The 13,239-nt window shown below is 66.1% G+C and carries 11 protein-coding genes; 4 read left to right on the top strand and 7 right to left on the bottom strand.

Translation table 11 applies throughout. The features are described 5' to 3' along the window. The first annotated feature begins 16 nt into the window (after positions 1 to 16). Positions 17 to 3,055, top strand: a complete 3,039-nt coding sequence (locus KZ498_RS13380; RefSeq protein WP_312619431.1) for an FAD-linked oxidase C-terminal domain-containing protein — start codon at positions 17 to 19, stop codon at positions 3,053 to 3,055. Between the two features lie 37 nt (positions 3,056 to 3,092). On the opposite strand, the gene KZ498_RS13385 is transcribed toward KZ498_RS13380, so the two are convergent. The 7 genes from KZ498_RS13385 to KZ498_RS13415 form a co-directional block, all read right to left on the bottom strand. Then, positions 3,093 to 3,539: a hypothetical protein gene (locus tag KZ498_RS13385; protein ID WP_312619432.1), complete on the bottom strand. Its 447-nt coding sequence runs from the start codon at positions 3,537 to 3,539 to the stop codon at positions 3,093 to 3,095. Beyond that, entirely contained in the window at positions 3,527 to 5,281 is a 1,755-nt protein-coding gene (locus KZ498_RS13390) for an Nramp family divalent metal transporter (protein WP_312619433.1), read from the bottom strand. Before KZ498_RS13390 ends, KZ498_RS13385 begins: the two co-directional genes overlap by 13 nt. 8 nt (positions 5,282 to 5,289) lie before the next feature. After that, a complete protein-coding gene (locus KZ498_RS13395; protein ID WP_312619434.1) occupies positions 5,290 to 5,856 on the bottom strand; it encodes an ArsR family transcriptional regulator in 567 nt (188 codons plus the stop codon). Between the two features lie 216 nt (positions 5,857 to 6,072). Next, a complete protein-coding gene (locus KZ498_RS13400) occupies positions 6,073 to 7,407 on the bottom strand; it encodes a metallophosphoesterase (RefSeq protein WP_312619436.1) in 1,335 nt (444 codons plus the stop codon). A 111-nt stretch (positions 7,408 to 7,518) separates the two neighbouring features. Then, positions 7,519 to 8,523, bottom strand: a complete 1,005-nt coding sequence (locus KZ498_RS13405) for an alcohol dehydrogenase (protein WP_312619720.1) — start codon at positions 8,521 to 8,523, stop codon at positions 7,519 to 7,521. A 260-nt stretch (positions 8,524 to 8,783) separates the two neighbouring features. Next, the gene (locus KZ498_RS13410) at positions 8,784 to 9,608 is read right to left on the bottom strand and encodes a M48 family metalloprotease (protein WP_312619437.1); all 825 of its coding nucleotides are present in this window, start codon (positions 9,606 to 9,608) and stop codon (positions 8,784 to 8,786) included. A 127-nt stretch (positions 9,609 to 9,735) separates the two neighbouring features. Then, positions 9,736 to 10,410, bottom strand: coding sequence for a class I SAM-dependent methyltransferase (locus KZ498_RS13415; RefSeq protein ID WP_312619438.1), 675 nt, complete (start codon positions 10,408 to 10,410; stop codon positions 9,736 to 9,738). Positions 10,411 to 10,510: 100 nt separating this feature from the next. Here KZ498_RS13415 and KZ498_RS13420 point away from each other — a divergent pair, with 100 nt between their 5' ends. The 3 genes from KZ498_RS13420 to KZ498_RS13430 all read left to right on the top strand — a co-directional run bounded on the left by KZ498_RS13420 (position 10,511) and on the right by KZ498_RS13430 (position 13,215). Beyond that, the gene (locus KZ498_RS13420; RefSeq protein ID WP_312619439.1) at positions 10,511 to 11,131 is read left to right on the top strand and encodes a hypothetical protein; all 621 of its coding nucleotides are present in this window, start codon (positions 10,511 to 10,513) and stop codon (positions 11,129 to 11,131) included. Positions 11,132 to 11,287: 156 nt separating this feature from the next. Next, positions 11,288 to 12,079 (top strand): aldo/keto reductase, encoded by a 792-nt coding sequence (locus tag KZ498_RS13425; RefSeq protein WP_312619721.1) that lies wholly within the window; start codon positions 11,288 to 11,290, stop codon positions 12,077 to 12,079. A 128-nt stretch (positions 12,080 to 12,207) separates the two neighbouring features. Further along, positions 12,208 to 13,215, top strand: a complete 1,008-nt coding sequence (locus KZ498_RS13430; protein ID WP_396276132.1) for a DMT family transporter — start codon at positions 12,208 to 12,210, stop codon at positions 13,213 to 13,215. The last annotated feature ends 24 nt before the right edge of the window (positions 13,216 to 13,239 follow it).

The raw sequence follows: 13,239 nt of genomic DNA on the forward strand, positions 1-13,239 counted from the left end.
CTCCCACTTCCCACCCATGGCATACGACTCCCGACCCCCCGACCGGCATGACCCGGCGACAGACCCGAGTGCGAACTACGATTACCAGGGTGACACGGTAAACCGGCCGGACCTCGTTGCGGCCCTGGAGCGCCGCGTGGACGGCGACGTGCGCTTCGACACGTACACCCGTGAGCTGTTCGCGACCGACGCGAGCGCGTACGAACAGCTTCCAATCGGCGTCGTCTCCCCGGTATCGACCGACGACGTGGTCGCAGTGATGGAGTACTGCGACGAGGAGGGCATTCCGGTGCTTCCACGGGGTGGCGGGACCAGTCTCGCCGGACAGGCCGTCAACGAGGCGGTCGTCCTCGATTTCAAGCGGCACATGGACGAGACGGTGTCGGTCGACCCCGAGGCCCGGCGGGCCCGCGCCCAGGCCGGCATCACCATCGCCCGGCTCAACGACCGGCTCGAACCCCACGGGCTGAAGTTCGCGCCGGACCCCGCCTGGGGCGACAAGAGCGTCCTCGGCGGTGCAATCGGGAACAACACGACCGGCGCACACTCCCTGAAATACGGCAAGACCGACGCCTACATCGAGGAGTGCGAGGTCGTCCTCGCCGACGGCACCCGGACGACCTTCGGCTGGGTGGACGTCGACGACCTCGAAGCGCGGGCGGCAAAGGCGGGTCCGGACGCTGACCTCGAAACCCGCATCTACGCCGAAGTCGCGAAGATACTTTCAGAGGACGCGACGGAGATAGCGGCCAGATATCCGGACCTCAAACGAAACGTCTCCGGGTACAACCTGGACGAACTGGTCGACAGCGCCAGGGAGCGCGGCGAGGTCAACCTCGCCCGGTTGCTCGCCGGGAGCGAGGGGACGCTGGCGGTCGTCACCGAGGCGACCGTCTCGCTCGAACCCGTCCCCGATGCCACGGCCGTCGCCATGCTGACCTACGACGACATCATCTCGGCGATGGAGGATGTCGCCCCGATTCTCGACCACGACCCCTCGGCCGTCGAGGTGATGGACGACGTGCTCCTTGATCTGGCCGCGGAGACGCCGGAGTTCGCCGACGTCGTCGGCATGCTCCCCGAGGAGACGGACTCGACGCTGCTCGTCGAGTTCTACGCGGAGTCGGCCGACGACGGCGCACAGAAGGTCGCCGACCTGCTTGCCGACCGACTCCCCGGCTACGACGCCAGAGAGTCGCCGAGCGACGGGGCGGGTTCGGTCACCGACGCCCCCGTCAACGCCGTCGACGCGCTGGAGGCCTACGACGCGGACCGGCAGGCGAAGTTCTGGAAGATGCGCAAGGCCGGCCTGCCGATTCTGCTGTCGCGAACGGGCGATGACAAGCACTGGCCGTTCGTCGAAGACACGGCGGTCCCGGCCGAGAACCTCCCGGAGTACGTCGCCGACATCCGGGAGCTGTTCGACGAGCACGACACCTTCGCGTCCTACTACGCCCACGCCGGCCCCGGCGTGTTGCATATCCGGCCGCTGTTGAACCTGAAATCCGAGGACGGTATCGAGACGATGGAGGCCATCTCCGACGCCATCACGGACCTCGTCGTCCAGTACGACGGGTCCGTGTCGGGGGAACACGGCGACGGCCGCGCCCGTACCCAGTGGAACCGAAAACTGTACGGCGACGACCTCTGGGAGACGTTCCGCGACCTGAAGTCGGCGTTCGACCCCGACTGGCGCCTGAACCCGGGCAACATCTGTGGGGACCACGACCCGGCCGACGACCTCCGGTACGACCCCGACTACGCGTTCGACGCGGGCTTTGAGCCCACGCTCGACTGGGACAACGAGAACGGGTTCCAGGGGATGGTCGAACTCTGTCACGGCTGTGCGGGCTGTACCGGCCACCAGGAGACCACGGGCGGCGTCATGTGTCCGACCTACCGCGCTGCCGAGGAGGAGATCACCAGCACCCGCGGCCGGGCCAACATGCTCCGGTCGGCGATGGACGGTGACCTCCCCGACGACCCCTTCGAGGAGGAGTTCGTCACGGAGGTGCTTGACCTCTGTATCGGCTGTAAAGGCTGCAAGAAGGACTGCCCGAGCGGCGTCGACATGGCGAAGCTCAAAGCCGAGGTGGTCCACGAACACCACCAGCGCGAGGGCGTCTCGCTGCGGGACCGGCTGTTCGCCAACGTCGAGACGGTGCTCTCGCTGGGAAGCACGTTCGCTCCGGTGTCGAACTGGCTGATGGACCTGCCAGGGTCGGGCCGCCTCATGGAGGCGACAGTCGGTATCACGCAGGAGCGCACGCTGCCCGCCTTCCACCGGACCACGTTCCGTGACTGGTGGGCGGACCGCGGCGGGGCGCGGGTCCCGGCGGCCGAGGCCGACCGACAGGCGCTCGTGATCGCCGACCCGTACACGAACTACAGCCACCCCGACGTCGGGAAGGCGGCCGTTCGGGTGCTGGAGGCGGCGGGCGTCCACGTGGTCGTGCCCGACGACGTGACCGACAGCGGCCGGCCCGCCTTCTCGAAAAGTATGCTGGACCACGCGCGCGAGACGGCGCGGGCGAACGTCGACGCGCTCGCACCGCGAATCCGCGACGGCTGGGACGTGGTCACCATCGAGCCCTCCGATGCGGTCATGTACCAGGTCGACTACGGGGACCTGCTCTCCGGGGACGATGTCGACACCGTCGCGGAGAACACGTACGGCGTCTGCGAGTACCTCGACACGTACCGACTCGGGGAGGCGATCTCCTTCGACGAGCCGGGCGACTCGCTCGCGTATCACGGCCACTGCCACCAGAAGGCGACGAAGAAGGACCACCACGCCGTCGGCGTTCTCCGGCGGGCCGGCTACGACGTCGACCCGCTCGATTCGGGCTGTTGTGGCATGGCCGGCTCCTTCGGCTACGAGGCCGAACACTACTCGATGAGTGCGGGCATCGCGGACCTCCTCCTGGGCCAGATCGACGACTCGCCCGCCGAGCAGGTCGTCGCGCCCGGAGCGTCCTGCCGGTCCCAACTCGACGACCTCGGCGACGCGGAGCCGCCACACCCCATCGAGATGGTCGCGGCGGCGCTCCGGTAAGCGGCGTTTCGGGCGGCAGATGCCGTCAGACCCGCGCTCAGAACCCGATACCGTCCCGTCGTCGGACGGAAACGTCGTGCCCGTCCACCGTCGACCGGAGCGCCTTCGCGAAGGGCGCGGCGTCGAACTGACCGTGCACCCTGACCGTCGTTGCAGAGCCCGTGCGGGGCCGGGCCGTGATTTTCGGCCGACCGACTCGGCCGCCCGAGTGGACGTCGACGCTGTCGAGGGCGTCGTACGACTGTGTCTCGACCTGTTCCGCGGCTTCCAGGGCCGCGGGTACCCCCTCTTCGACCACCTGTGACGCGAACGCGGCCGCCCGCTGGTCCGGCGACCCGAACAGCAGATCCACGGGCGTCAGGTAGTCGTACTCGACGAAGTAGGCACGCTCCGTACAGAACAACACGTCGAGCAACCGGAGCGGGTACGAGCCCCGCATCGCGTAATGCAGGTGGACGCGGAGTTCGTCGGTCACGAGAACCACCCTTGCGCGGCGGCGGCGTCTGTGACAGTTCCCCCCGCCGCGACTTTCGCACGTCCCACCCGATACATCGTATACGCTTGCACGAGCAGGTAGCCGGCCCAGAGGACGTATCCGCCCGGAGCGCTCCCGAGCATGGTGGTCTGGACGGCAAACGTCTGCAGTCCCACCCGTGTCGCCAGCCCAGTCCCGACCAGGAGCACGCTGAAGTAGCCGAAAAACGCCGCTGCGACCCACATCGAGGCGACGCGGCCCCATCCCGGCATCGTGTGCTCGGGGAGCCGAACCGTGTTGACGAGCTGGACGACGACGATGTAGGGCCACATCAAGAGCCCGGACATGGCTGCCCCGACCACCAGGAGTCCGAAGGGGTCGGCAATCGATATCGGGAGGCTGAGGATGAGCACGCCCCAGCCACAGAAGACGGTCAGCAGCCCCCAGAACAGCCGCGGGAGGCTCCAGCCCGCGTCCCGACCGTACAGCTCGTAGATGATGTCCGAACTGTTCCGGACGAACGACTCGATGATCGCGTACTCGGTCGTGAACAGGGCGAGAAACAGCGTGACGTAGATGACGCTCCTCGCGAACCCGCCGACCGACGGTGCAATCTCGATGAGCCACATATCTACCGCGTCACTCGTCGTCACCGGCGCCTGTGACACCGCGATGACGACCAGCACCGTCGTGACGAGGAGCAGGCCGAGGAGGAACGTCAACAGGTGTTCGAGCTGTGTCACGCGCCACCAGCCGCGCCACCGTTTGAGGTTCTGCGTGTCCGGCGTGAAGGTAAACCCGTCCTCGTGAACCGTCTCGGGGTCGTCACCGGCGAAGGGGTTCTTGATTCGGCCCTGGTAGCGCCCCATCCCGTAGCCTTTCTCCCGTATCCAGAGGCTCTGTGAGAGGTTGAGATAGCCGCCCGCGCCGGCGTAGGCCAGCGCTCCGACCAGCACGGCGATGGTCCCGACCGGCGAGTAGTCGCCGACCTCCGTCAGACTCCCCGGGACGCCGACCAGAACGTCGACCGAGCCGATGAGAACGAACAGCAGCAGCGCGAACGCGATGGACAGCGCCACCAGGATAAGCTGGATGCTCTCGACGACGTTGTACATCAGCGGTGTCACCTGGTAAGTGACCCAGATGAACACCATGAGCGCGATACCGAACAGTCGCCAGCCGACGATGTCGACGCCGGCGAGGTCGTACGTGCCCAGTGCGAGCCCCTGAGCACCGATCTGCGCGGCGCTTGCCGCCCACCCCGGCCAGCCGAGGCTGACGAACCCGCCGAGCAGCATGGCGAGCGGGAGGACCGGGTGGACCCGCTCGAACGCTCGAAACACGCTCTCCCCCGTCGCGAGCGTCCACCGCTGTATCTCCGTGTTGACGACGAAATGGAGACAGACGGCCACGAGGAACAGCCAGTACAGGCCCCACCCGTAGCTTGCGACCAGGTGCGGCCAGAACAGCGTCTCACCGCTGCCGAGCGACGCCCCCAGCATGATAGCGCTGGGGCCGACGACGTGGCGGAGCTTCGGCACCTTCGGCAGCGCGAGTTCTCTGAACCGGCCGCCCGACCCCGTGTCGGGGTAGTCGTCGGTCTCCGGTGCCGCTTCCAGGTTCTCGTATGCGACCGGGGTGTACGAGGAGATCGGATAGCGCTGCTCGGCGAGGGAGGCGTACACCTCCGCCGAGTCCGACTCCGCGTCCTCAGCTACGTCCGACTGTTCCGTCGGCTTTTCCTCTGGCATCGGTTCACTCACCCACCGACGTAGTGCCAGACGTGTTCGTGGTCCTCGGCCAGGTCGACCTGTGGGAGGTCCTCGAGCGCGGGCCCGATAGCGTCCCACCACTCGTCGGCGGTCTTGTACCCCGCCGGATGCTCCTGAAACACGTTGGTAATGAGCTCCCCGGCATCGGTGTCGGGGTTCTCTCGGAGGTAGTCGTACGCGGCCTTCAGCGCCGCACGTCGGTCCTCGAGTACGTCCCCCGTCCCCGGCAGGTCAGCGTCGGCGATGCTGTGCTCGACAGGCGGGCGCTCCTGCTTCTGTGGGTCCCGGCCGACGAGCTGGGAGAACGGAATCCACCAGACCCGACTCCGTGCGCCGACCTTCCGCGTCTTGAGGTCCCCCCGTTCCACGAGCACGTCGAGCTTGTTGTGTGCCGTTTTCCGGGAACAGCCGAGTGCGTCCATCACATCGGTCGCCGTCAACGGCTTCGCCTGGTCCGTTCGAGCGTGAAACACCGAGAGCACTCGCTCCGGTGTGAACTCTGCCGTGGACGGTGGCGAACCGTCGGCCCGACCATCGTCCGCGGTATTGCTCATACGTAGCAATTACAGTCGTATGTAATAGATTTTTCTGCAGAGCGCTCCGACCCGGGAGAATCGCCTGCGTCCTTCGGGTCCCCAGGAGATAGAAATATCACACGAAGGTAAGTAAATGGTTTTCGGTCGGGAACACCTGCAGTCGGGGACCGAAGCTCCCTTCGATGTGTTGTACCCCCGTCAGTAGCCGCTTTCACACCGAACTCCCGTCGTCGCTCACTCGGCCGGTTCCGGCGCGGGCACGGACTGCTCTGTCTCCACGACCGCACGGTCGGGAAGCTCAGGATTCGGTCTCCGACCGACCGTCAGCAGGCGCTCTGTGAGTGTCAGCTCCTCCGGACTGGGGCTCGGCTTCTGGACCTCCTCGTAGTCGACGACGACCTCCCCGTCTTCGGCCGCGATACGCACCGCACAGAGCTGGTACGAGGGGTAAAACACCGGGGGGAGGAGGCCGATGACCCCGTCTCGACGGTGGAGGCGCTTGAGCCAGGTCCCGCTGTTGACGACCAGTCCGCCGTCGACCGACTGCACGCTCGGTCGGTGCGTGTGACCGTAGCAGAAGACAACCACGTCTTCGCTTTCCGCGAACACTTCCTGGGCGGCTTCCCTGTACGGCGTCTGTGTGTCGACAGTGAGGTCAGTCTCGAAGACCCCGAAGCGGTTGATGGTCTTCTTGATATCCCGCCGCAGGAGATACAACGGGATGCCTACGAGCAACAGGAGCCCGGCCAGTGACGCGTTCACGACGAGCAACACCCAGATGGCGGTGCCGACCGTACCGAACTGACCCAGAAACGACGTCGTCGTTTCGACCGGAGCGGACCAGACGCCGAGTAGATTCAGCGCCGCCAGAATCGCCAGGAACGCGCTGATGTTGAAAAGCAACAGGAACGGGACCAGCGCGTACCGCAGCAGCGGGTTCATCTCCCGATAGAAATACTTCGAGAGCATCCACACCGGGACCCGCTCCGTCGGCGTCACGGCCTGGACGTCTTTGAGCCAGTTGTACCGGCCGCGGTCCGAGAGCTGGCCGGCGCGACTCGTCACGAGCGTGTTGTAGTAGTAGCCAAGTGGCGTCACGTTGGTGGCACCCCAGTCTTCGATGCGGTTGTTGGGGTCCTGCTGATTGCCGTGTTCGAAGTGGATGGCCTGGTCTCCTACCGGTCGGGTAACCGACTTCGACTGGACGAGCGTGACGTTGTACGACGCGAACCGCTCTACGTACTCGTCGTAGGCTGCGAGTTCGTGGTCGTGGTTGCCAGGCACCAGGGTGATCTGGATGTTCTCGCCGGTCTTTCGCAGCTGTTCGAACAGCGACGGGTAGGTCTCTTCGAGGACGTCGAACTTCTCCAGTCCAGACATGCCGGTGAACTCCCACAGGCCGAACGCGTCGCCGTTGATCAACAGTTCGGCGTCCTCGTCGGTGGTCTCGAGCCGCGAGAGGAAATCCAGCAGTTCGTCGAGAAACTCCACCTCCTCTAGCTGCTCGTCGCCGCCGATGTGGAGGTCGCTTACGACGTAGTAGACGCGGTCGTCGGCGGAGCCGTCCATTGAATACGGGTTCTTGACCCACCGACAAAGGCGTTGCTCTCCGGAATTCCACGGCAGGCGGTCGGCACTGTCACGGACAGATGCGTGTTCCGCCGGGTTCGTGACCCCCGACTACAGTTCCAGGACGACCCGGAACCGCGCGTCGTTGTCGATCATCCGTCCGTACGCCTGGTTGACGTCTTCGAGCGGGTAGGTCTCTATCTCCGGCGTGATGTCACGGAGCGAACTGAACTCGAGCGTGTCCTGTGAGTCCCGGGCGTGGCCGGAGGCCCAGCCCTCGACGGCGCCCCGGGTCTGGACGAGGTGCTGTGCGCTCACTGCCACTGGCTCGCCGGGGACGCCGACGACGACGACAGCGCCGTCGACGCCGATACCGCTCACGATGGAACTGATGGCGTCACTCGACGGTGCCGTCGCAAGCACCACGTCTGCCCCGCCGAGTTCCTGTAGCCGCTGGCCGGCATCCACGTCCGCCGCGTTGATGAAGTGGTCGGCTCCTAGCTCTTTGGCCAGCGACTCCTTTTCCGGCGTTCGGGAAATCGCGGCCGTCTCGAAGCCGGCCGCGTGAGCGTACTGGATGCCGAGGTGACCGAGTCCGCCGACGCCCTGGACGGCGACGAGGTCCCCGACGGTGGCGTCGCTGTTCCGGAGCGCGTTGAACGTCGTCACGCCCGCACAGAGCAGCGGCGCCGCGGCTGTTGCGTCCAGCGACTCCGGAATCTTCGCGATTGCCTCCGACGGTGCGGTCATGTACTCCGCGTACCCACCGTCGTAGCTCAGCCCGGTGACCTCGCCGTTCTCGCACTGGAGGAAGTTCCCCTGCCGACACTGGTCACACGTCGAACAGTGGCCGCCGTGCCAGCCGATGCCGACCCTGTCGCCCGCCTCCCAGGCGTCGACACCGTCGCCGACAGCGTCCACGCGGCCCGCTACTTCGTGGCCGGGAACCCGTGGGTAGGAAACGCCGGGGTAGGTCCCCTCTTTCGCGAACACGTCGCTGTGACAGATTCCACAGGCGTCGACTGCGACCCGTACCTCGCCGGGGCCCGGCTCGGGCACGTCCCGTTCGACGACCTCGAAGTCGGCCCCTGGCTCAGGCACGACCGCCGCTTGCATTGTGTCTGACATAGCGTCATTTCCGGCTCGACGCAGATAAGTGGCCAGTTAGCAGACATCTGTACGGACGGCGTGTGTCAATCCGCGGGGACGGCCAACCGGTGTCTCGATGGGCCATGCGTACCGCCGTACTCGATCGAAACTTCGGAACGGGGGGAGCGGACGGGCGCCGTCAGAACTCATACTGTGGGCTGTCCCTGTTGGGAGCTGTTCGGCACCGCCGGGTGGCGAATCCTCTCACACCCGTACAGCCGACAGCATCAGGACCGGAGCCGCTGGATTCGCTTCTCCGTCGGCGGGTGGGTCGAGAACAGCTTCTCGAACAGTCCCTTGTCGGCGTTGAAGATACAGAGGGCGTTCATGCTGTCCTCGACCGTCGACTCGCGACCCTCGGCACCGCGGGATATCTTCTCCAGCGCGCGGGCCAGCGGCTCTCCGGTCCCGATGGCACGCCGTGCGTCCGCGTCGGCGACGTACTCCCGATACCGCGAGATAGCCAGCACGAACACCATGACCAGCGCGTTCGCGAGCGAGGAGGCGACCATCGCCAGTATCCACGAGCCAACGTTTCGCTCGCCACCGAACAGCACCGCGAAGTAGGCGACGTAGCCCACGAGCATCCCGATGGACTGACCGACGACCATCGTGATGACGTCCCGGTTCTTGATGTGGGCCAGTTCGTGTGCGATGACGCCCTCCAGTTCGTCGTCGTCTAAGAGTCCCATCAGTTCGCTCGAGACGACGACGACGCCCGCGCCTTTGCGGCCGACGGCGAAGGCGTTGGGGACGCCCATGTCCATCACCATCAGCCGCGGCTCCTCGATGCCCATATCCCTGCAGAGCCGCCGGACCATCTGGTGGACGTGGCCGAAGCGGGCGTCGTCTGGCATGTCCTCTGCGCCCCGGAGCGCCAGCCACTTCCCGAGTTTGTACTGGATGGCCGGAATGACGAGGATTCCGACGAGGAGCACCGGGACGAGCGGCAGCCCCAGAAGCACCGACAGCGCCGTTCCGGCGAAAACGTAGAACGCGAACAGAACCGCACCGACGACTAGCATCCGCACCTGTAGTCCGAAGTCCGTCATACAGGGTCGAGTGGGGCCGGCCATATAAACCGCCTGGCCGACGACGCCCCTCGCGTCTCTGGGTTTAGCCACGGTACGGTGACACTCCGAGGAAACTCGCCGACTCGGCCCGTACAGCGAACGGTTCTTACCCTCTGCGGAGCGCGTAACTCCGCCGGCCGTGCGTTTCGAGCGTGAGATACGCCAGCCGCCAGTCGGTCTCCGCACAGAACTGGTGGACGGCCGGGATGACGCCGTTCACTATCTTGTAGTCGTCGCCCGCGATGTAGCCGTCCGCCGCCACGGCCCGCCCGCTCTCCCTGAGTTCTGCAAGGGTCGCCTCGTACTCGTGGGAGCTGTTGATGTACACCCAGTCGAGCGAGCCGGTATCGGCATCTCGGAGCACGGAGACCGGCTCAGCATCCCGTAGACGAACAGTACTTTGATGCTCTCTGAACCGCTGTTCGACGGCCTGGCGCGCCTCGTCGCTTTCCCACTGATCGACGAGATAGAGCGTCTCCGGCTCCGTGGCTCGAAGAATCGACTCGGCGAAGGCACCGTCTCCGGTACCGAATTCGGCGGCGGTCCCCTTGGTCGGCATGTGTTCGAGGAGGTCCGTCCGGTGGGGGAGGACCCGCACGTGTTCGAGCTCTGCCGCCGGGAGCGACTCGGGGACGGCCGCCTCTCGGTCGAGGACGGTCGCCGCCGCGGCTCCCCCGGACGTGTCAGCTGGGAACGCGGTCCGGTAGAGTCCGGCGATCAGCGGGTAGAGGCGGTCCGGACAGGACTCGATGACGGCGCGTTTCGCCCGCGATAGTGACATCCAGGTGCCACGATACCGCAACGAAGGCTAAAAGCATGGCGACTCCGGCTTTCGCTGGAGAGCCGAAAACCTATGCGCCTGGGTCCGAAACGGCCCTGGCATGTCTCCGTACAGCCTTCTCGGGCGGTTTCGGCCCTACTCCGTTCCGGTCTGCCTGTTTGCTGTGGTCGCCGTCGTCGTTCTACTTGTGCCGCCACTGGTCCTCGGGGAAGCGACGGGACGGACGTACGCCCTGACCACGGCAGTGCTCATCGTCGCGATATCGTCAGTTATCCCGTATGCCGTCGGTGTCGCCGTCCTGACTCTGCCGTTCCTCTACACTGGAAGCGGTAGCTACGCGGCCCCGGAGGTGCTGCCGACTGACGCGGAGCCGTTCTCGGCGACTGCGGCACTGCGGCATGTCATGGCCGGCATCTCGTATGTCGTCGCAGCTACCGCGGTCGGCGCTGTCGGCATCGGTATCGATTTCGCGGCTTCGAGCGGGTCGAACCCGGTTTCGGCCGTCGGATTCCCGTCGTTTCCATCAATCGGGGTCCCGCCGTTTTTGCTGCTCGGCGGCGCGGTGGTCGCCGGTGTCTACGTTGCGGTCCAGCTGTGGCGGTACGAGAGGCCGGTGCGGGCCCTGGGTCGGCAAACAGTTCTCGGGACGGTCATCCTGGGAGCGCTCCTCGCCGCGTCGCCCGTCGTGGCGCTCTGGATTTTCGGCTCGTACGGGTTCTGAGTGTCCGTCTCCGACCCGTGAGAGCCGGCGTATCTGGACGCGGTCACGTCGTCGGCGCTACCCGCCGGCATCCAAACGTGTTAAAGCCACAAGCACCGGTGGTTCGATGTGACTCAGCAACAGTCCGCGACAGACGGCGGTCCCCGAGCGAGCGGCATGCCGATGCTCGGTCTCGGCACCTGGCAGAACGACGACACAGACCAGTGCGCCGAGAGCGTTCGGACCGCGCTGGAAGCCGGCTACCGCCACATCGACACCGCACAGGCCTACGACAACGAGAGCGCCGTCGGTGACGGTATCGCTGCGGCCGACGTGGACCGCGACGACATCTTCCTGGCGACCAAGGTCTGGATATCGAACCTCTCACATGACGACGTGCTCGAGACGACCGAGCGGAGCCTCGACAAACTCGGCGTCGACTCGGTGGACCTGCTGTACGTCCACTGGGCGGCGGGCGAGTACGAGCCCGAGGAGACACTCCCGGCGTTCGACGAACTCGTCGACCGCGGCCTGATCGACAACGTCGGCGTCTCGAACTTCGAACCCCACCACGTCGAAACGGCGATGGACGTCCTCGACGCACCCGTGTTCGCGAACCAGGTCGAGACCCACCCGTTCCTCCAGCAATCGGATCTGCGCGAGCACGCAGCAGCAAACGACTACGAACTGGTCGCGTACTCGCCGCTGGCGCGCGGTGCAGTGTTCGGTCACGATGTCATCGAAGCCATCGCCGACGACCACGGTGCGAGCGAGGCGCAGGTCAGCCTCGCGTGGCTCCGCGAGAAGGGCGTGACGGCGATTCCGAAGGCCACGAGCGAAGCCCACATCACGGACAACCTGGCGAGCCTCGACCTGAGACTGACAGACGCCGAAATCGACCGTATCGACAGTATCGAAACGGTCGACCGACGCATCAACCCTGACTGGTCGCCGGCGGCGTGGGACTGAGTCGGCGCTCTCGCCTGTACGTTTCGGCGAACGGCGTCGGCCCGTGACACCGCGTCTCTCACAGCCCTCTTCACATTTCGACCCTTTGAGTACATAATGAGATATCTTCGCCCTATCGGGTGGTCGAACTGACCTGGACCACACTGCGGTCTACCCTTGCCGCTCGCCTCTCGGTTCCGGCCCGGTACCGCGACACCGCGCTGTTTGTGCTGCTGGCCATGCTGTTCGGTGGCTCGTTCGTCGCCATCAAAACTGGGCTCCGTGAACTCCCGCCGGTGCTGTTTGCCGGCCTCCGGTTCGACCTGGCAGCGGTGACGCTTCTGGGCTATATCGCTCTTACCCGACCCCGGTCGACGTGGCTGCCACGGACCCGCGGGGACCTCGCTGGCATCGGGTTGGCGGCGCTGTTCCTGATCGCGCTCAACAACGGGCTGTTGTTCCTCGGCCAGGGCGCGACGACGCCCGCGGCGGCCTCTGTCATGTACGGCCTGAATCCGATACTGGCCCCCGTGTTCGCCTGGTGGCTGCTGGGCGAGCGGCTCTCGTGGCTCGGCGCGCTCGGTATCGGGGTCGCGCTGGGCGGCGTCGTCCTCATCGTGCAGCCGTCGCCGTCGACGTTCACCGACGCGAGCGCGGTCGGGCAGCTACTCGTCCTGGGCGCGGCAGCGGCCGTCGCCCTCGGCAGCGTGCTCCTCCAGCGCGTCGGCCCCCGGATGGACAGCACCCCGCTGACTGCGTGGGCGATGGCCGTCGGCGCGGTGTTGCTCCACGTCGCGAGCCTGCTGGTCGGAGAGCCACCCACGGCCGTAGTCGGCATCGGCCCCGCGACGATTGCGAGCATCGTGGCCGTGGGCATCCCCTCGACGGCTGTCGCCTACGCCATCTACTTCGGGCTCATCAAACGCATCGGCCCGGTCCGTGCGAACCTGGTCGCCTACGTCGTGCCGGTGTTCGCCGCTCTCATGGGCTGGGCGTTGCTCGGGTCATCAGTATCCCTGTGGACCCTGGTCGGGTTCCTGGTCGTCGTTGCGGGCTTTGCGCTCATCGAGCGTGCGACGATTCGCATGGAACTGCGCCGGCTCTACCGCCGTTTCGAAGAGACGTCGTCCCAGCAGACACCGCCGTGTGACGACTGAGGGCTTGAAAACTGCAGTCGCGTC

The organism is Haloarcula sp. 1CSR25-25, assembly GCF_032027985.1.
Taxonomy (GTDB): Archaea; Halobacteriota; Halobacteria; order Halobacteriales; family Haloarculaceae; genus Haloarcula.

Excerpts from the sequence above, each read along its gene's own strand:
- KZ498_RS13415 (WP_312619438.1), bottom strand. The coding sequence starts at position 10,410 with ATGTCACTATCGCGGGCGAAACGCGCCGTCATCGAGTCCTGTCCGGAC.
- KZ498_RS13400 (WP_312619436.1), bottom strand. The coding sequence starts at position 7,407 with ATGGACGGCTCCGCCGACGACCGCGTCTACTACGTCGTAAGCGACCTC.
- KZ498_RS13420 (WP_312619439.1), top strand. The coding sequence starts at position 10,511 with ATGTCTCCGTACAGCCTTCTCGGGCGGTTTCGGCCCTACTCCGTTCCG.
- KZ498_RS13410 (WP_312619437.1), bottom strand. The coding sequence starts at position 9,608 with ATGACGGACTTCGGACTACAGGTGCGGATGCTAGTCGTCGGTGCGGTT.
- KZ498_RS13395 (WP_312619434.1), bottom strand. The coding sequence starts at position 5,856 with ATGAGCAATACCGCGGACGATGGTCGGGCCGACGGTTCGCCACCGTCC.
- KZ498_RS13390 (WP_312619433.1), bottom strand. The coding sequence starts at position 5,281 with ATGCCAGAGGAAAAGCCGACGGAACAGTCGGACGTAGCTGAGGACGCG.
- KZ498_RS13425 (WP_312619721.1), top strand. The coding sequence starts at position 11,288 with ATGCCGATGCTCGGTCTCGGCACCTGGCAGAACGACGACACAGACCAG.
- KZ498_RS13380 (WP_312619431.1), top strand. The coding sequence starts at position 17 with ATGGCATACGACTCCCGACCCCCCGACCGGCATGACCCGGCGACAGAC.
- KZ498_RS13405 (WP_312619720.1), bottom strand. The coding sequence starts at position 8,523 with ATGCAAGCGGCGGTCGTGCCTGAGCCAGGGGCCGACTTCGAGGTCGTC.